Source organism: Marivita sp., from assembly GCF_020055675.1.
Classification (GTDB): domain Bacteria; phylum Pseudomonadota; class Alphaproteobacteria; order Rhodobacterales; family Rhodobacteraceae; genus Marivita.
In genome coordinates this window covers 339,611-357,946 of sequence record NZ_JAIPUS010000001.1, presented here as the reverse complement: position 1 = coordinate 357,946, position 18,336 = coordinate 339,611, and the positions used below count along the sequence as shown (strand labels likewise).

At 61.0% G+C, this 18,336-nt stretch carries 17 protein-coding genes; 10 read left to right on the top strand and 7 right to left on the bottom strand.

The window, feature by feature from the left end; genetic code table 11:
- Window positions 1-47: 47 nt before the first annotated feature.
- On the bottom strand, window positions 48-227 hold the full coding sequence (locus LCF59_RS01755) for a hypothetical protein (RefSeq protein WP_292284963.1): 180 nt from the start codon (window positions 225-227) through the stop codon (window positions 48-50).
- Between the two features lie 166 nt (window positions 228-393).
- Between LCF59_RS01755 and LCF59_RS01750 the strand changes: the two genes are divergently transcribed.
- The 3 genes from LCF59_RS01750 to LCF59_RS01740 are packed head-to-tail and all read left to right on the top strand — an operon-like array spanning window position 394 to window position 3,528.
- Window positions 394-1,884 (top strand): UxaA family hydrolase, encoded by a 1,491-nt coding sequence (locus LCF59_RS01750; RefSeq protein WP_292284961.1) that lies wholly within the window; start codon window positions 394-396, stop codon window positions 1,882-1,884.
- 40 nt (window positions 1,885-1,924) lie between these two features.
- On the top strand, window positions 1,925-2,803 hold the full coding sequence (locus LCF59_RS01745; RefSeq protein WP_292284958.1) for an NAD(P)-dependent oxidoreductase: 879 nt from the start codon (window positions 1,925-1,927) through the stop codon (window positions 2,801-2,803).
- Window positions 2,800-3,528 carry an SDR family oxidoreductase gene (locus LCF59_RS01740; protein WP_292284956.1) on the top strand — a complete coding sequence of 243 codons (729 nt, stop codon included), beginning with the start codon at window positions 2,800-2,802 and terminating at the stop codon, window positions 3,526-3,528. The genes LCF59_RS01745 and LCF59_RS01740 overlap by 4 nt, the downstream gene beginning before the upstream one ends.
- 44 nt (window positions 3,529-3,572) lie before the next feature.
- On the opposite strand, the gene LCF59_RS01735 is transcribed toward LCF59_RS01740, so the two are convergent.
- A complete protein-coding gene (locus LCF59_RS01735) occupies window positions 3,573-4,511 on the bottom strand; it encodes a 2-hydroxyacid dehydrogenase (RefSeq protein WP_292284954.1) in 939 nt (312 codons plus the stop codon).
- A 241-nt stretch (window positions 4,512-4,752) separates the two neighbouring features.
- Here LCF59_RS01735 and LCF59_RS01730 point away from each other — a divergent pair, with 241 nt between their 5' ends.
- The 5 genes from LCF59_RS01730 to LCF59_RS01710 all read left to right on the top strand — a co-directional run bounded on the left by LCF59_RS01730 (window position 4,753) and on the right by LCF59_RS01710 (window position 10,547).
- A complete protein-coding gene (locus tag LCF59_RS01730; protein WP_292284952.1) occupies window positions 4,753-5,598 on the top strand; it encodes a fumarylacetoacetate hydrolase family protein in 846 nt (281 codons plus the stop codon).
- Between the two features lie 200 nt (window positions 5,599-5,798).
- The gene (locus LCF59_RS01725) at window positions 5,799-7,571 is read left to right on the top strand and encodes an Ldh family oxidoreductase (protein ID WP_292284950.1); all 1,773 of its coding nucleotides are present in this window, start codon (window positions 5,799-5,801) and stop codon (window positions 7,569-7,571) included.
- Between the two features lie 39 nt (window positions 7,572-7,610).
- Window positions 7,611-8,609, top strand: coding sequence for a sialic acid TRAP transporter substrate-binding protein SiaP (locus LCF59_RS01720; RefSeq protein ID WP_292284948.1), 999 nt, complete (start codon window positions 7,611-7,613; stop codon window positions 8,607-8,609).
- Window positions 8,610-8,698: 89 nt separating this feature from the next.
- Window positions 8,699-9,265: a TRAP transporter small permease gene (locus tag LCF59_RS01715; protein WP_292284946.1), complete on the top strand. Its 567-nt coding sequence runs from the start codon at window positions 8,699-8,701 to the stop codon at window positions 9,263-9,265.
- 4 nt (window positions 9,266-9,269) lie between these two features.
- Complete coding sequence (locus LCF59_RS01710) at window positions 9,270-10,547, top strand: TRAP transporter large permease (RefSeq protein WP_292284944.1); 1,278 nt, start codon at window positions 9,270-9,272, stop codon at window positions 10,545-10,547.
- Between the two features lie 38 nt (window positions 10,548-10,585).
- Here LCF59_RS01710 and LCF59_RS01705 read toward each other — a convergent pair whose 3' ends face one another.
- Complete coding sequence (locus LCF59_RS01705) at window positions 10,586-11,353, bottom strand: SDR family oxidoreductase (protein WP_292284942.1); 768 nt, start codon at window positions 11,351-11,353, stop codon at window positions 10,586-10,588.
- A gap of 78 nt (window positions 11,354-11,431) precedes the next feature.
- On the opposite strand from LCF59_RS01705, the gene LCF59_RS01700 reads away from it, so the two are divergent.
- Complete coding sequence (locus LCF59_RS01700; protein ID WP_292284940.1) at window positions 11,432-12,361, top strand: 3-keto-5-aminohexanoate cleavage protein; 930 nt, start codon at window positions 11,432-11,434, stop codon at window positions 12,359-12,361.
- Between the two features lie 24 nt (window positions 12,362-12,385).
- Here LCF59_RS01700 and kduD read toward each other — a convergent pair whose 3' ends face one another.
- Window positions 12,386-13,141 (bottom strand): 2-dehydro-3-deoxy-D-gluconate 5-dehydrogenase KduD, encoded by a 756-nt coding sequence (kduD, locus tag LCF59_RS01695; RefSeq protein WP_292284938.1) that lies wholly within the window; start codon window positions 13,139-13,141, stop codon window positions 12,386-12,388.
- A 158-nt stretch (window positions 13,142-13,299) separates the two neighbouring features.
- Between kduD and LCF59_RS01690 the strand changes: the two genes are divergently transcribed.
- Complete coding sequence (locus LCF59_RS01690; protein WP_292284936.1) at window positions 13,300-14,220, top strand: sugar kinase; 921 nt, start codon at window positions 13,300-13,302, stop codon at window positions 14,218-14,220.
- 248 nt (window positions 14,221-14,468) lie between these two features.
- On the opposite strand, the gene LCF59_RS01685 is transcribed toward LCF59_RS01690, so the two are convergent.
- The 3 genes from LCF59_RS01685 to LCF59_RS01675 form a co-directional block, all read right to left on the bottom strand.
- On the bottom strand, window positions 14,469-15,521 hold the full coding sequence (locus tag LCF59_RS01685) for a Hint domain-containing protein (RefSeq protein WP_292284934.1): 1,053 nt from the start codon (window positions 15,519-15,521) through the stop codon (window positions 14,469-14,471).
- 424 nt (window positions 15,522-15,945) lie between these two features.
- Window positions 15,946-16,584: an ABC-type transport auxiliary lipoprotein family protein gene (locus LCF59_RS01680; protein WP_292284932.1), complete on the bottom strand. Its 639-nt coding sequence runs from the start codon at window positions 16,582-16,584 to the stop codon at window positions 15,946-15,948.
- 4 nt (window positions 16,585-16,588) lie between these two features.
- Window positions 16,589-18,328 (bottom strand): MlaD family protein, encoded by a 1,740-nt coding sequence (locus LCF59_RS01675; RefSeq protein ID WP_292284931.1) that lies wholly within the window; start codon window positions 18,326-18,328, stop codon window positions 16,589-16,591.
- Window positions 18,329-18,336: the final 8 nt, after the last annotated feature.

The window sequence follows — 18,336 nt, the reverse complement described above, 5'->3', positions numbered from 1 at the left end:
TGGATTGAACCAGAGCATAATTTGTCAACCAGGGAAATGAAGCACGGTCACCGAGCATCTTGCACGTTCTCGGGGTCGGGCGTGGCCCGCCCGGAGGTGATGCCGGCGATATTGATCAAAATGATCCCGAACACGATGCCGAAGCGCGCCTGCATGCGCCAACCAAACCAAGGGGGTGTGGCGGCGCGATTTGTTTGCGACACCGCAGTTCTTGGCGTCTCCTCCAATCGCACTCCGGGGCTTGGAAATTCCGTCGCAAACCTGGCTATTTGGGTGGTAGGTTTTCGGTGATATTTGGTATATCACTTTGAAACACCTGCCACGGCGCGCTTGGAACTGCGTGGAAATCTGGCCCTGCGCAGCGTTGGACACGGAACAAATTGGACCACCGATATGACCACCATTCAACTGTCAGACGACGACAATGTAGTCACCGCCATCAAACCGCTTGATGTCGGATCAGAGGGCGCGAGCCAGCTTATTCCCCGCGGGCACAAGATGGCCATTGCCGATATTGCCAAGGGGCAGCCGGTGCGCAAATACGCGCAGATCATCGGCTACGCGGCCGAGGATATCGCCAAGGGCGCGCATGTGCATACGCATAACCTTGAATTCAGGGGGGTGGATACGGACTACACGTTCTCCACCAACCTGCGCCCCGCGCCCACGCCTGGGCAGCAGGACTACTTCATGGGGTACAAGCGGGAGTCCGGGCGCTTCGGCACGCGCAACTATATCGCCGTTCTCACCTCGGTGAATTGTTCCGCCACCGCGGCCCGGATGATTGCCGCGCATTTCACGCCGGAGCGGTTGGTGGACTATCCGAACGTCGACGGTGTTGTCGCCTTCGTGCACGGCACGGGGTGCGGCATGGCTGGCTCTGGCGACGGGTTCGAGGCCCTGCAACGGGTCATGTGGGGATATGCGAAGAACCCCAATGTCGGCGGCGTGCTGATGGCGGGCCTCGGCTGTGAAATGAACCAGATTGACTGGCTGATCGAGGCTTATGGCCTGACCCCCGGTCCATTGTTCCAGCGCATGAATATCCAGGATGTCGGGGGGTTGCAGAAAACCATCGACCTCGGCATCCAGAAAATCGAAGCCATGTTGCCGGTCGTCAATGGCGTCACCCGCGAGCAGGCGCCCGCCTCGGAATTGATGGTGGCCCTGCAATGCGGCGGATCCGATGCCTGGTCCGGGGTCACGGCCAACCCGGCCGTGGGCCATGCCTGCGATCTGTTGGTGGCACAGGGCGGCACCGGGGTTCTGGCCGAAACACCCGAGATATACGGCGCAGAGCATTTGCTGACGGCACGCGCCGCCGACACCGCGACAGGCCAGCGCCTGCTGGACCTGATCGCGTGGTGGGAGGACTACACCGCCCGCAACAATGGCAGCATGGACAACAACCCCTCCCCCGGCAACAAGACGGGTGGCTTGACGACGATCCTGGAAAAATCGCTTGGCGCGGCGGCCAAGGGTGGCACGACGCCATTGACCGGCGTTTACAAATACGCCGAGCCAGTGACCGCCAAGGGGTTCACCTTCATGGACAGCCCCGGCTACGATCCGGTTTCGGTGACAGGGCAGATCGCCAGCGGATGCACCCTGGTCTGTTTCACAACCGGGCGCGGGTCGGCCTTTGGCGCGAAACCAAGCCCGTCGATGAAGGTCGCCACCAATACCGAGATGTACCAGCGCATGCCGGACGACATGGATGTCAACGCGGGCACGGTCATTTCGGACGGAAAATCGGTCGAAGAGGTGGGGCGCGAAATCTACCGGATGTGGCTGGCAATGGCCTCTGGCGCGCCGTCAAAATCCGAATTGCAAGGTCTTGGCGATTCCGAATTCGTGCCCTGGCAAATCGGCGCCACCATGTGACCGGACCGGCACGGACAGGGACACCAAGGGAGGACATCAAATGAAGATCGGGTTTATCGGCTTGGGCCTCATGGGCCGGGCCATGGTCGAATGTTTGCAAAACGCGGGATACGACGTTTGCGTGTTGGGCAACCGCGACCGCAGCGGTATCGAACAGGCATTGGCGCGCGGGGCCACCGAGGCCGCCAACGCGGGCGCGCTGACGGACTCTTCGGATATCGTCATGTTGTGCGTTGGCACCTCCGAGCATGTGGAGGCCAATGTCTATGGTGAAAACGGTATCCTTTCCGGGGTGCGTGCAGGTCAGGTGGTGATCGATTTCGGAACCTCCCTGCCCGCATCGACACTCCAGATCGGGGATGATCTCGCGACAAAAGGCGCAGCCTATCTCGCCGCGCCGCTGGGGCGGACGCCGGCGCACGCCGCAAAGGGGATGCTCAACCTGATGTGCTCCGGCGACCGTGCCGCCTTCGACCGGGTGAAGCCGGTGCTCGACGTTCTGGGGGAAAACGTCTTCCACCTTGGCGCATTGCCCAACGGCCATACGATCAAGCTGATAAACAACTACTTCGGCATGACCGTGGCCTGCGCGATGTCCGAAGCCTTTGCCACCGCCGATGCCGCGGGGATCGACAGGCAGACCCTGTTCGAGGTCATGGCCGCCGGTCCCTTGCGATCGGGCATGATGGAATTCGTTCGAAACTACGCCGTGGAGGGCGAGCAGAGCCTTGCCTTCTCGATTGCGAACGCGTCCAAGGACGTTGGCTATTACCGGCAGATGACACGTGATTTGGGGCTCGACAGCCGCATGTCGGGTTGCGCCGACGACGTCCTGCAAAGCGCCAGGGAAGATGGTGACGGCGACAGGATGGTGTCGGAAATGGTCGATTGGATGAGCAAGAACATGAGGACATCATGACACAAAGACTTTCTGGCAAACGTGCCTTCGTGACTGCTGCCGGCCAGGGGATCGGGCGGGCCAGCGTCGAAGCCCTGACCGCCGCCGGTGCCAAGGTCGTGGCGACCGATCTGCGCGCCGACCTTCTGGAGGGCATCGCCTGCGATGACTCATTTGCCCTTGATGTACTGGACAGGGCCGCCTTGCAGCACGCTGTTCAAAGCGCCGCGCCCGACATCCTTGTCAATTGCGCGGGCCATGTGCACGGCGGCAGCGTTCTGGATGTGAGCGACGACGATTTTGCCGATGCGATGCACCTCAACGTGCGGGCGCATCTGCATGCGATCCAGGCGGCGTTGCCGGGAATGCTCGACAAGGGGCGCGGGGCCATCGTGAATATCGCGTCGGTCGCATCCAGTGTCCGGGGACTGCCGAACCGCTGTATCTATGGCACGTCCAAGGCCGCGCTGATCGGTCTGACCAAATCGGTCGCGGCGGATTTCGTCAGCAAGGGTATCACCTGCAACGCCATCGCGCCAGGAACAGTGGACAGCCCCTCTCTGCATGAAAGGCTCCGGGCGACGGGCGATTACGAAAGCGCCATGTCAGCCTTTGTCGCGCGGCAGCCAATGGGACGCATCGGAACCGCGCAGGAGATCGCGGATCTTGTCGTGTACTTGTCCGGCGACGACACCTGCTACCTGACCGGCCAGTGTATCAGCATCGACGGCGGCATGACGATCTGAAGCCGGGCCCCGCCACGGCGGGGCCATACATCGCGGCGGGAGGCTCAATTTACCGGGGTCATCAAAGGCGCGCCGGCAAGGAAAGCGCCGATATTGTCGCGTTGCAGCTTCGCCATCGCCGCGCGGGTCTCGACCGTCCCCGACCCCGTGTGCGGCTGGATTACCACGTTGTCCAGAGCGTAGAAGCGTGGGTCGATTTTTGGTTCGTTGCAAAAGACATCCAGCGCCGCGCCCGCGATCCTGCCGGTTTCCAGCGCCTCGAGCAAGGCTGCTTCCTCTACTGTCGACCCGCGCGATATATTGACAAGGATGCCATGCGGTCCCAAGGCTTGGATCACGTCGCGAGACACGAAGGCTTCTGTCTCCGGCCCGCCGACCAGGGCCACGACCAGGTAATCTACACGCCCGGCCAAGGCCACCGGATCAGGGTGATAGGTCCAGCCAGGCGTGTCTTTCTCGGTGCGCGACCAGTAGTGCACCTCCATCTTGAACGCCGCCAAACGCTCTGCGATGTCGCGACCGATCCGGCCCAGGCCGACGATCCCGACGCGGCCGCCGCTGACCTTGCGGGTCAACCGATATTCACCCCGCTCCGCCCATTTGCCCGAACGCGCCCAGCGGCTGGCCCGCTCCATTTCGCGCGCCTGCATGATCAGCATGGCAACGGCAAGATCGGCCACATCGTCGTTCAGGACATCCGGCGTGTTCGTCACCTTGACCCCGCGTGCCGTCGCTGTTGCAACGTCGATCGAATCATACCCGACGCCGTAATTTGCAACGAGGCCAAGCTGGGGCAAATGGCCCATCTCTGCGGCTCCGAATGCACTGTGTCCCTTGTAGGCAACGGTGGTGACCAGGTCGCGGTGTTGAGCATCCAGACCCGCAATCGCGCCCGGATGGTCAAGGAAAACCGGATCGAATGCCGTGGCCAAGCCCTGTTTTTCTGCGTCGTTGTAAGGTCCGATCGCGAGCGTTCGTGTCATGCGTCACCTGTCCTGCGCCAGTCATGAAATCTGGCGAAAGGTGCGCGGTGATTCGGGGCGTGTCAACGCTGATAGATGCGCCGGACCCATCCGCCAACTCGCCAATGTCGAGCCAAAGCCCGGAAAAGCCTGTTGAACTTTACACCGTATAGCGGAAGCGGTACCGGGTTGCTCGGTGCGACCGTATTGCGATGCGCGGTGCGACCGCGTCATTTCTGCAAAGCTGGATAGGATAGGTATCATGAAATTTCTGCGCTTTGGCCCCAAGGGCCAGGAAAAACCCGGCGTTCTGGATGCCGATGGCAATATCCGGGACCTGTCCGAGCACGTGACGGATTTCTCGGGCGCTTCCGTTTCGATCGAGGCGCTTGCCGCGTTGAAAGAAATTGACCTCCGGAACCTGCCACTTGTCGAAACGCCCGGTCGCATCGGCAGTTGTCTTGCCTCGGTACCCAATTTCTATTGCATTGGCCTCAACTACGCCAAACACGCCGAGGAAACCGGCGCCCTCCCGCCAACCGAGCCGATCCTGTTTTCCAAGGCCACATCCGCCCTGTCGGGACCGTTCGATCCGGTGATCCTGCCGCGCGGCTCGGTCAAGGGCGATTGGGAAGTGGAACTGGGTGTCGTGATCGGACGCCGCGCGCTCTACGTCTCGGAGGAGGACGCGCTTGACCATGTTGCGGGCTATTGCACCATCAACGACGTGTCCGAACGCGCCTTCCAGATCGAAAAGGGCGGGCAATGGATCAAGGGCAAATCCGCCCCTACCTTTGGTCCGACCGGCCCGTATCTCGTGACCGCCGACGACGTGCCGAACCCGCAGGACCTGCGCGTGTCGCTCACACTCAATGACGAGGTGGTGCAGGATTCCAACACGGATGACATGATCTTCACAGTGCGGGAAATCGTTTCCTACATGAGCCAATTCATGGAGCTGGTTCCCGGCGACATCATCGCGACCGGAACGCCCTCGGGTGTCGGGATGGGCATGAAGCCGCAACGTTTCCTGAAGCCCGGCGACGTGATGGAGATCGAAGTCGAAGGTCTGGGCCGTCAGCGGCAGGTTGCCGAAGCAGCCAAGTAGGCCCAAGCGCATCCCGAACGGATGACGTGATCCCGGTCATCCAGCCAAGCCCCGGAGGTCCGCAGTCGGCGTCCGGGGCTTTTTGCTGCGCCGCCCGATGTGTCGCGCCTCCAACGACCAGCGCATCCGCACACCTGCCGAACGTTCAAAATGGCGAAAATTTTTCTTGTGATATATCGGATATCACCTATCGTCTCCGCATGGAGATAGAGTCGTCATTACCTCGAACCGCCCCCTCGCAAGAGGGCAAGACGCGCCGCAAGCTGTCAGAGCAGGCGCGCGACTGGATACGCGAGCGCATCGTCACGGATGAATTCGCCTTCGGTCGGACATTGCGGGAATCGGATCTGTCGGCGCTTTTGAACATGAGCAAGAGCCCGATCCGCGAGGCATTGCTTGAACTCGCGCAGGAAGGCCTGGTCGTGATGTCGCCGAACCGGTCGGCGCGGGTGATCACCCTCGACACCGCTGATGTCAAGGAACTGGGCTACCTGCGCGACGTGCTTGAAACGCAGGCTGTTCGGCTTGCCATCGCGAAGGACCAGGCCGGGCTGGCGAAAGATCTGGATCGGTCGATACAGTTGGGTGCGGCCGCGCTGGAAAAAAACGATATCGCGGCATTTTCCCGGGCCGATCACGATTTCCACATGGAAATGTTCCGGCGCTGCGGCAACCGCTACCTCGAAAAGTCGTTTGTCACCATCGCGTCGCGGATACAGTCCATTCGCGCGCGCCTGACCGGAGATCGCCGCCGGATCAGCCGCTCCCATGCGACCCATATCGCCATCCTAGAGGCTGTCCGGGCAAATGACGGCGATCTTGCTGCGGAGTTGTTGAGTAAGCATATCCGCAGCAACGTCGAAGATTACAACGCAATGCAATCGGACGCGCCGCTTGAGACGGGACGGCGGCGGGTGATGCTGTCCGAGATGGAGCACTTCTCGCGCCTGGCTCTTGGCAAGGTGAAGGCGGATGCGTCCACCACGGACGCCATCCTGCGCGCGCTCAGCCATGCCTCCCTGCATGGCGTAGACAGCCACGGCTACAGGCTCTTGCCGCACTACCTGAAAGTGCTCGAACATGGCCGGGTGAAAACCAACCCCGAGATCAGGCTTGATACCACATCGGGCGCAGTTGCCCTCCTGGACGCGGATGACGGGCATGGCGCCCGTGCAACCTATGCCGCGGTCGAAGCTGCGGTGGGCATGGCGGGCCAGTCGGGTATCGGTGCAGTTGCGATCCAGAATTCGTCGCATTTTGGCGCGGCCGGCGCTTATGCGCTTGCCATTGCCGAGGCCGGCATGATCGGGCTGTGCGTCTGCAATTCAGACCCTTACGTGCGCCTGCATGGCGGGGCCGAACGGTTCCACGGGACCAACCCGATCGCCTTTGCTGCCAGTACCGGATCGGATGAGCCACCCTGGCTTTTCGACATGGCGACCAGCGCCATTCCCTTCAACAAGGTGCAGCTTGCGCAGGCCCTGGGCAATACCCTGCCGGCGCGCACCGCGTCTGACAGCAACGGAATCGACACCGTCACCCCGGAATTGGCCACGATGCTCGCCCCGTTGGGCGGTGCCTTCGGGTACAAGGGGGCCGGTCTTGCCGGGATCTCGGAAATCCTGTCGGCGGCTTTGTCGGACTCGCCGTTGAGCCGCGAATTGCCGCCAATGATCTCGGACGACCTGACAACACCGCGCCGATTGGGGGCGTTCGTCCTTGCCCTCGACCCGGATGCCTTCGTGGGGCGGGCAACCGCCGAAGCGGTGATCCGCCGCTATCGCGACAGCATTCGCCACTCTGCCACCGCACCGCTGGAGACCGTAATGGCCGCTGGCGACCGCGAATGGGCCGAGGCCGAGCGCCGCCTGGAGGGTGGCCTCGGCCTCGACCAGACGACCGTGACGGCATTGAACGATTTTGCCGCGCGCCAAGACATCCCACTGCTCAGCTGCGAGGAGACTGCCGACTGAGACGTGCGGGTGAACGACGACAAAAAGGGAGGACCTAAAATGACAATTCAACGAAACATGTTAAAGATCACTCTGTCCGCAACCACCGCCTTGGCAATGGCGCTTCCGGCCACCGCCCAAGAGGCAGACCGTGTTCTGAAATGGGCGCATGTCTACGAAGCCAGCGAACCCTATCACACATGTGCGGTCGAAGCGGGCGACAAGCTGGCCGAAGCGACCGACAACCGGCTCGGGATCGAAGTTTTCCCGGCATCCTCGTTGGGCAAGGAAGTCGATATCAACGAAGGCCTGGGCCTTGGCACCGTCGACATGATCTGGACCGGACAGCTGTTTGCCGGGCGCTCCTACGGGCCCATTGCAATCGGCGGCGCGCCGTTCATGTTCCGGGACTATGATCACTGGGAAGCCTATCGCGGCAGTGATCTTTTTGCCGATATGCTCCAGGGCTACAACGACGCAACCGGCAACCACGCCATCACATTGGCCTATTACGGCGCGCGGCATACCACGTCGAACATGCCGATCCAGACACCTGCGGATATGGAGGACATGAAGTTGCGGGTGCCGAACGCGCCGCTTTACATGATGTTCCCGCGTGCGGTTGATGCCAATCCGACCCCGATTGCCTTTGCAGAGGTCTACCTGGCCTTGCAGCAAGGCACCGTCGACGGCCAGGAAAACCCACTGCCCACGATCCAGGCCAAGAAATTCCACGAAGTGCAATCCGACATCAACCTGACGGGCCACATCGTGGATTCCCTGCTTGGCATCGTCGGCGGTCCGACCTGGGGCAGCCTTGATGCCGCAGACCAGGAAACCCTGACAGGCATCATCGAAGATGCCGCGGGCTGTGTGACATCGCAAATCCGCGATGCAGAAGCAGAATTGGCCGACTGGTTCCGCGAGCAAGGCACCAATGTGAACGAGGTCGACATCACGCCGTTCCGCGAGGCCGTGATGGAGATGCACAACGGCGACATGGCAACCTGGGATCAGGATACCTATGACCGCTTGCAAGCGATCGGTGCCGAAGGCTGATCGCCCGGCACAGGTTTGAAGACATGGGGCCGCGCGGATGCGCGCGGCCTCTTTGATGCCCTGACACGCGCTTGCATGAGGTTCCGTCGATGTCGCAGATCCAGGACGAACTCCAAGTCACCAAAATCGACATAGAAGACGAAGACGAGCAGATCGACCTGTCGGATATCTCCGTCGAGGATTACGCTCTGCTGACGGTTTTCTGGGTTCTCGCCTTTGTCGTCTTTCTCCAGTTCTTTACCCGCTACGTCCTGAACAACTCTTTGGGATGGACCGAAGAGATCGCCCGCTTCCTGCTCATCGCGCTGACATTCACCGGCGCGATCATGGCGACGCGCAAGAATTCTCATATCGCGGTCGAATTCCTGTACCGATACGTCCCTCGCACGGTGCGCAGGTTTGCACAATTCGCGATCGATCTCATCGCAGTCGCCTTCTACGCGGGCATGACATACCTGACAATGCAGCTCGCCGGGCGCACCACACAGCTCATGGTGTCCATCGAGGTGCCGAAATCGGCGGTCTACTACTATGTCGCGGTCTGTTTTGCCGCCATGACACTTTACGCGATCTGGAACACCGCGAAGCATATTCGCCTGGGAACCAGCCACCTGATTGATCCCGACGATCATGTCGATATGAAAGGGGTCGATTGATCCGATGACATTCACCATTTTGTTCCTCATCATCGGTGTGCTGCTGGTTTGCGGTGTGCCGGTGGCAATCGCGCTGATCGGCGGATCGGCCCTTTTCATCCTGACGGGCGACGTGCCGCCTTTGATCGTGGCACACCGGGTCATCAACGGGGTGGACAGCTTTCCGCTGCTGGCGGTGCCGTTCTTCATCCTTGCCGGGAACCTGATGAACAGCGCCGGGATCACCGAACGGATTTTCAGCTTTGCGCTTGCGCTCGTCGGGTGGATGCGCGGCGGGCTTGGTCATGTCAACGTGGGTGCGTCGGTGATCTTTGCCGGCATGTCCGGCGCGGCCGTGGCCGATGCCGGCGGGCTTGGCTCCATCGAAATCAAGGCGATGCGTGACGCGGGCTACGAGCCGGGCTTTGCCGTGGGTGTCACCGCGGCGTCGTCGACTATCGGTCCGATCATCCCGCCATCGCTGCCGATGGTGATCTACGGCGTGGTCTCAGGTGCCTCCATCGGACAACTTTTTGCGGCGGGCTTCCTGCCGGGCATGATCATGGCCGCATCGCTCATGCTGATGGTCGCCTATTTCGCCCGGGTGCGAAATTTCAAGCGCGACCAGCCCTTTGCGTGGAAATTGCTGTGGGTGACCTTTACACGGGCGTTCCTGTCACTGCTGACACCGGTCATCATCGTCGGAGGCATTCTGTCGGGTGCCTTCACCCCGACCGAGGCGGCCATCGCGGCCTGCGCCTATGCATTGTTTCTGGGACTTGTCGTCTACCGTACGCTGACACTCAAACGGTTCCTGCGGGTCAGCTTTGACACCATCGAGACCACCGCGGTCGTGCTGTTCGTGGTCGCTGCGGCGTCGATCTTCGCCTGGATCCTGACATCGAACCGGGTGCCTGAAGCAGCGGCAACCGTATTGCTGGCCCTGTCGGATCGACCCTGGGTGATCCTGCTCATGATCAACCTGATCCTGTTGATCGTCGGGTGCTTCATGGAGACCGTGGCCGCAATCACCATTCTTGTTCCCGTGCTTTTGCCGGTTGCAGTCGAACTGGGGATCGACCCGGTACATTTCGGCGTGATCATGGTGCTCAACCTGATGCTGGGACTGCTGACACCACCCGTGGGAATGGTGCTCTACGTCCTGAGCCGTGTGTCCGGTGTGCGGTTCGAACACTGTGTCGTCTCGACTGCACCGTTCCTCATCCCGCTGGTCGCGTGCCTTCTGCTGATGACCTTTGTGCCGGGAATCGCGATGTGGCTGCCGACGCTGATCTACAGGTGACGGGAAAACATGAACCACGCCCCTGTCGGGTCAGGCGATCAGGTCAACATCTGGGTATCCCCGCAGACCGAGATCGCCTGACCCGACACCGCCGCGCCCATGGGGCTGGCAAGGTAAAGCACCTGGTTGGCGATATCCTCGGGTTGGACATAGCGTCCGGTCGAGGTGTAGCGCAGGGCCTCGGCCTCCACCTCTTCAAAACTGCGGCCCTGCCGGTCTGCCTTGGCTTGCAGGACCCGCGTCTGGCGATCTCCGGCAACAACGCCCGGCAGCACCGCGTTGACCCGCACACCGTCCGGCCCAAGCTCGATCGCAAGCGATTTGGTCAGCCCGATCACCCCCCATTTCGCGGCCGCGTAAGGCGTGCGCAACCCGAACCCCAACCGCCCGGCAAGCGAAGACAGATTGACGATCGCGGCATTATCGCTCTGGCGCAGCGCATCCGCCGCCATGCGCACGGTATGAAATTGCGAGGTCAGGCAGACCCTCAGGCAGGCGTCCCAATCGTCGGGGTCGATGTCGTCCACCCGGCCTGTCGGCCCGGCAATGCCCGCGTTGTTCACCAGCGTATCCACCCCCCGGAGCGCGGTGATCGCCGCCGTCATGTAGCAGTCGATCTGCGTTGCATCACCCATATCGGCCTGCATCCCCTCCATGCCCTTGGGCAAATCGCGCAGCGTGGTCACGTCGATGTCACAGACATGCACGCGCGCGCCCTGCGCCACGAACGCCTCGGCAATGGCGCGGCCAATGCCGGCCCCTGCCCCGGTGACAATCACCCGTGCGCCGTTCAATCCAAAGCTCATGATGCGTCCTCCCATCGCGACCGTTCCACCGCCACGTTAGAACGTGGCGGGACAATGCAAAACCTGTAAGGTGATGAAATGACCAAATCACGACCTGTCATCCTGACCTGCGCCATAACCGGGGCGATCCACACGCCGTCCATGTCCGACGCGCTGCCGGTCACGTCCGAACAGATCGCCGCCTCTGCCATCGCGGCCGCACGCGCCGGAGCGTCAATCCTGCACCTGCACGCCCGAGATGACGCGGATGGACGGCCCGTGCAAACACCCGAAGCCTTCGCGCCCATCCTGAAGGCTATCCGCGCGCAATGCGATTGCATCATCAACATCACCACCGGCGGTGCCCCGACCATGAGTGTCGAAGACCGCCTGCGTCCCGCCGCCACCGTGCAGCCGGAGTTGGCATCGCTCAACATGGGATCGATGAATTTCGGGCTTTATCCGATGCTCGACCGCTACCCCGATCTGCAACATGACTGGGAACGGGACTACCTGTCGAACCGCAACATCATTTTCAACAACACCTTCGGTCAGATCGAGGACATCATCACGACACTGTCGGCGCATGACACGCGGTTCGAGTTCGAATGTTATGACACCGCACATCTGTATAACCTGCGGCACTTCCTGGACCGCGGCCTGGTCAAGCCACCGCTTTTCATCCAGACGGTATTCGGCCTGATGGGGGGAATCGGCGCGCACCCGGATGACGTGGCCCACATGAAGCGAACGGCGGACCGGCTGTTCGGATACAATTGGCAATGGTCGGTGCTGGGCGCCGGGCGGCACCAGATGCCCCTTGCCGCGATGGCACTGGCGCAAGGTGGGCATGTGCGCGTCGGGCTGGAGGATTCTCTCTGGGCCGGGCCGGGTGTGCCCGCGACATCGAACGCACAGCAGGTCGAAACCGCCAGAACGCTCATCGAGACATTGGGCATGCAGGTCGCGACACCGGATCAAACACGCGAGATCCTTGGCCTGAAAGGCGCGGATCGCGTCAACATATGACACACAGGGTGGTCATCCAATCGGCTACCGCCCCAGCCACCCGCCATCCACCGGCATGGTGATCCCGGTCACGTAACGCGCGGCGGGCGAGGCAAGGAATGTCACCGCGCCCGCGATATCGTCCGGCCTCGCCCATCTCCCGACGGGAATGCGGTCGAGGATCGCCTGACGCCGCTCCGGGTCCTTGAGCAAATCCTCGGTGTTGTTTGTCTCGACATATCCAGGCGCCACGGAATTGACCGTGATTCCCTTGGGCGACCATTCGTTGGACAAGGTCTGTGTCAGGCCAGCCACGCCGCTTTTCGACGCTGTATAGCTGGGCACACGGATGCCGCCCTGAAACGACAAAAGAGAGGCGATGTTCACGATACTCCCACCCTGCCCTGCGGACAGGCGTGCGCGGGCAAATGCCTGACTCAGGAAGAACACGACCTTTAGGTTGATATCCATCACCGCGTCCCAGTCTTCTTCGGTGAAGTCGATGCTGTCATTGCGGCGAATGATCCCGGCATTGTTCACGAGGATATCGACCGGGCCCTGCGTGGCAAGCGTCTCTTCGAATGCGGCAACCGCGCTGGACGGGCTTGCCAGGTCAGCGCGCAGTTCGACACCCTGTCCACCTTCGGCTGCAATGCCATCGAGGGTTTCTTGCATCGAGGATCGTCCAACCGCGACCACCGCGCTGCCGTGGCGGGCAAGATCAAGGGCAATCGCCTGCCCGATCCCGGTATTTGCGCCGGTCACGAAAGCGCGCGTACCGGTCAAGGAAAATCGGGTCATCTTGTTGTCCTTTCGGGTCGGCGTCGGTTGCAGGCAAGTGTAACCGGACCACCCCGGAGGTGACCAGCCGCTTCGTCGCTTGTCGGCCTGTTTCGTTGACATATCCCAAGCGATACGATTGTGCTGTCGAGGCTCAGCTCAAAACGGACGGATGGTTCATGGTACGTGTCCTTTTCATAGGCGAATGCATGGCAGAACTGGCCCCGGCGTCGACCCCGGGGAGCTACAGCCTGGGGTTTGCAGGGGACACGTTCAATACCGCGTGGTATCTCGCGCAGCTTTGCTCACAGGCGGATGTGTCCTATTTCACCGCGGTCGGGGAGGATGCGATCTCCGGGCAAATGCTGGATATGATGAGCACATCTGGGATCGGCACAGAACATGTGCAGGTCATACCGGGCCGGTCGGTCGGCCTTTACCTGATCACCTTGAACGCCGGAGAACGCAGCTTTTCGTACTGGCGCGGGCAGTCCGCGGCGCGATGTCTCGCGCGGGATGCGGCCGCATTGGGGGCCGCGCAGTCACGGGCAGACATCATCTATTTCTCCGGAATCACGCTTGCGATCCTCGACCGCCAGGACCGGGCGACGCTGCTCGATGGGATCGGAAAAGCGCGGCGTGCCGGCAAAGAGGTGGTGTTTGATCCCAACCTGCGCCCGCGTCTTTGGGACAGCCCCTCAGACATGACCGAAGCGGTGATGCAAGCCGCAGCGGTGAGCACCATGATCCTGCCCTCGTTCGAGGACGAAACCAGCTGGTTTGGGGATGCAGACCCGGCTGCAACCGTGGGACGGTATTGTCAGGCAGGCGCAGACACGGTCGTCGTCAAGAACGGCGCGGCGGATGTGCATTACCGCGATAGCGACGCGCACGGCATAATCGAGGTCGAACCGCTGTCCGATGTGGTGGACACAACCGCTGCGGGGGACAGTTTCAACGCGGCGCTTCTGGCTGGGCAAATGGCGGGATGGTCCCGTAAATTCAGCATAGAGACGGCCAACCGCCTGGCCCGCCACGTCATCCAGGGCAAGGGTGCGCTTGTCCAGATCGACCAGAGCTTGATCGATCGGTTCGCTTGACGCGTATTCAGGCGGACCAAGGTCAATCGAAAGACCGGCTCGCTCGACCCCGTAAGGCAAATGTCCGACGTACCGGTGGCCCCGTTCGCGGCGGGGCTGAAGTTCGACACCGCACCGGTCTGCGCAGTTTTCCAACACCAAAGTGTTGGGTGCTGCTTCGGGATCGATCGTCCGCTGTTAATACCAACCAGACGCGGCGGCGGTCCCCGTTATCGCCTTTTTTCACAAAAGTTCCGTGTCTCGGTACTCTACATTTGAAAAAGCCACTTGCCATTTTGCTGATGGCGTTTGGCCAGACGCCGAACACGGCGACCGCCTGGAAGAAGATGCGCCGTATCCCGAGGCGGGGAAACCCCCGGTACGCCGTTGAAGATCAATGAAATCTCTTCGATGGCTTTGGACCCGAGGGATTGACGGGCCTGAGGCCCAAGAAACAAGCTTTCACACGGGGCCCCATTGGCAACCAATATGTTGTGGTGGTCCAAAAGAACATGCAGGTAAGTCGTCTGCCAAGCCGGGTTGGCAATTGCGATCCCGTTTACGCCAACCAGTTTCTTTGCCGCGACCAACACGTCCTCCACTCCGAACATGCGGCGCGCAATCCGCGAGCGAACGAGGATCCGATGTTGTGGCGACACGAAAAGATCAGCCTTCGGAAGGCCCGGGCCAAGGGAGCCGGAAGGTATCCGGATCGGCCGCAAATTCGGATGTCGGAGAAGTGCAGGTAACGATAGCGATTTTTGCCCCACCCAGCGCACAGCCTGTGCGCCATTGTCGAGCGTTTCAACACATTCACCGACTTTGAGGTTTTCGACCGCAATATCGGACCCGTCGGCGCGCCTGATCATCGTTCCGGCGCAGAAACAAACCACCTTCACATCGTTGTCCTGGGTGGACACCAGCGCCGCGTCGTTTCCGGCAACATCCTTTATCTCTCCGGTTCGGATTTCCTCGAGATCCAGGGGCCCATAGCTGTCTTTGGGAATGATGAAGTGACGCGTTTCGACGCCGTTCGAAACAGTCAGGAAGATCACATCGAGATCGGATTCACTTTGTGGGTTGAAGCTGATGTCGGTTCCATCAGCCGTGGTAAACTGCCCGCTGCTGTCAGGCTCCTGGATCTGGTCTATGCGGTAGGTCTGACCCTCAAGCGTGAAGAGATCCCCCCCGTCGAATTCCCCGTCATCAAATTCCGAAGAAACGGCGCTCTCAACGACACCCAACAGGTTCCCGTTCGCCTGAGAGTAGGTCGTATGTGCACTGATGTCAGTGACTTCGATGAGATCGAAAATTGTCGCCACGGTGCCAGGTCAATCCGCGCGGGCTTAACGCTTCCTTTAAGTGCGAGCATGCGACGCTGCCTGCTGCTGTGCACGACGTGACCGGGGCGCGTTCAAGGTCGGTGAACCACCCCGGTTTCACCGCAGAAGGGCCTGGACCCGGGGATTCCGGTCGGCGTCATCAGGCAATCGGATAGCCCCATCCGGATATTCGCGGAATTGAATGAAGGCACGACAATCAAGCGATCTTTCCCGAGGGATTTTGGCGACAATGTCGCGCAGGGTGACAAAGTGGACATCATCAGGTGTGCGGGGGCAAGAAACCATTCTGGTCGTCGAAAAGACGCCATGCTCCTGCAGCCCCTGACGGCGAAGCTCACGGGGCTGGGTCACAAAGTGGCCACGGCCTAGGCAGGAAATCCTGCGTGATCGCCCGGCGTGGCTCCTAGCGACCGGCCAATTCCCCCACGACCCAAGTTGCAAACTCTGCAAAAAGACGCTGCGATGCGGCGTCGAAAGCAATCAGAAGGTCTGGCGCGTCCAAAGAGGTTGATGCAGCGCTTGCCGTGAAGGTTCTGCTTGCCATGATGCGGGCATCGCCCTCCCGGACCAGCCTTGCGATGAACTGTTGCCGGATCATGGCGGTTTCGCCGCCTTCCTGAAGTTCGGCCTCGAAATCCAGCAATTCGGTGACAACGGCGTAGTCCCCGCTAGACCCCAGTGGGACCCGCCCCGTGTAGCGCAAAGCCTGCGTTCGCTCGAGCGCGCGCAGCATCAGGTTCTGAACCATCAGTGGCGTCGGATCGCTCCACCGGACATCAGGCAAATACTGCGCCTGAAGCGGGCTGGGGCGGATCATGATCCGCTCCGTTTCGAGCGACCCCGATGTCGTTGGCAATTCGATGATCACATCAACCGGCAAGGGTTGTCCCGAACGCGGCGTGATGTCGGCGGGACTGCGCAGTTCATAGACCTCCAACGGTGTTGACGCATCACTCAGCGCCGACAGCGTCGCACATCCCGAGACAGTCAGAAGGACGACGACGGCAGAAAGCAACCGGGTCAGTATGGGACCATGTTTCACAGATTCATCTCCTGAATTCCGGTGTTTCTTGATCGAGCAGGAAACGTGTCGGGTCCCGCTGGATCTGGTTTGTGAGACGGTTGAGGTTCGAGATCAAGGTCCGCGTTTCACTCGCCAGGCGCGCGTAAAGCGGGAGTGCAGAGGATGTGAAATCGGAAATTGCAGGCGCGGAGGTGTCCGCCAGCCTGCGAATCTCAGCGAACGCGTTTGCTGCGGACTGGCTCGCGGCCCGCAAATCCGCGGTCACCTCCGGCAGGTCTCCTGATACTTCAGCAATGGCACCATTCAGAGAGGCCAGCGTTGTCTCCAGGCCAGAGATGATACCAGCCAAATCTTCGTTGATCACTTTCTCCGCGCCGGTAAAGGTGCCTTCGGCGGCGGCCAGCGCGCGGTCTCCTGTCTCAAGGGCAGAGTTGATCGCGCCAAGCGTATCATTGGCGTTGGCAAAGGCGCGGTTGGCTTCTTCGAGCGTGGATTGGCCGCTGTTCAAGATGGCGTCAACATTCCCGCTTGCGCTTTTCAGGCTCGCTCCGACCTCCGAAATGACAGCCGAGGAAGCCTCTGTCGCCTCGCGGATATCCGTGACAATGGCGGGCAGATCGGTGTTTGCCACATCCGCGATGGAGGCGATCGCGCCGTTGGCCTGAGCAACCATGTCCCGTGTCTCTGACAACAGCGGCGCACCTTGCGTTTCGATCATTTCAGTCAACTGGTCCGCCGCCGCGGTAACAGCGCCGGCGGAGGCATCGAGCCGCGCAACAAGATCGTCAACGGCAGCCAAAGTGGCTTTGGATTCGTCCAGCCGCGCCGTCGCGGTTGACCCGGTCGTGTCGAATGTCTCCAACACCTGGTGTGCGCGACCGCCAAGGCCGTCGATCTCGCTGCGGATATCCGCCAAGGTGTCGCGCAGGTCCTGTGTCATCGCCATCAGATCGGTGGACACATAGCGCTGGGAGACCGTGATCATCTCTTGTGCGCTGTCGAGGGTCTCTGTCCCGTCGGACAAAACAGACCTGGCCTCTTCGGACAACGCGCCGATGGATGTGACGGTACTGTCGGCATTTTCCAGGACACCGGTCAGGTCTGTGGACAGCGTATCAAGAGTGGTATTGAACCTCTCGATCTGCGTGGCGAAATCGCTGATCGTTGTGGCGACGGCTGAAAAATCTTCAAGAGTCTGGGAAAAATCCGCCGACGCGCCCTCGATATTCACCAGTATGCGTTCGAGGCGGCCCTGGTTTTCCCCGCTCAGAAGGCCGCTGACGTCTTGCACCACCTGCAACATCTCTTCCAGCAATCTGGGCGCATCCTCTGACAGCGATTGAAGTGTCGAGCGACCGGCCTCGATCTCGGGGACAGTGCCATCCTCCGGTTGGGTCAGGAGCGGCGCGTCAGGGGTGCCGGGACCAATGCTGACAAAGGAGACGCCGGTGACTCCCTGCGCCTCGATGGTTGCGATACTGTCAGTCCGCACCGGCGTATCTGCGGCCACTTCAACGCGCACTTCAATGGAGCCATCGCGTTCCGGAGCCAGCTTTACGTCAACGACCTGCCCGACGGGAAGGCCGCTGAACCGCACGTCAGACGCATTTCCAAGGCCCGAGACGGATGAGAAGTTGATATCATAATAGTCGAATTGTCGGTCCAATTCGAAACTGGCAAACCAGAGCAGAAAGCCCATGATCCCGAAGAAACCAAGCAGGGTGAATGCGCCGATCAGGACATAATTGGCCTTGGTCTCCAAACGAGATC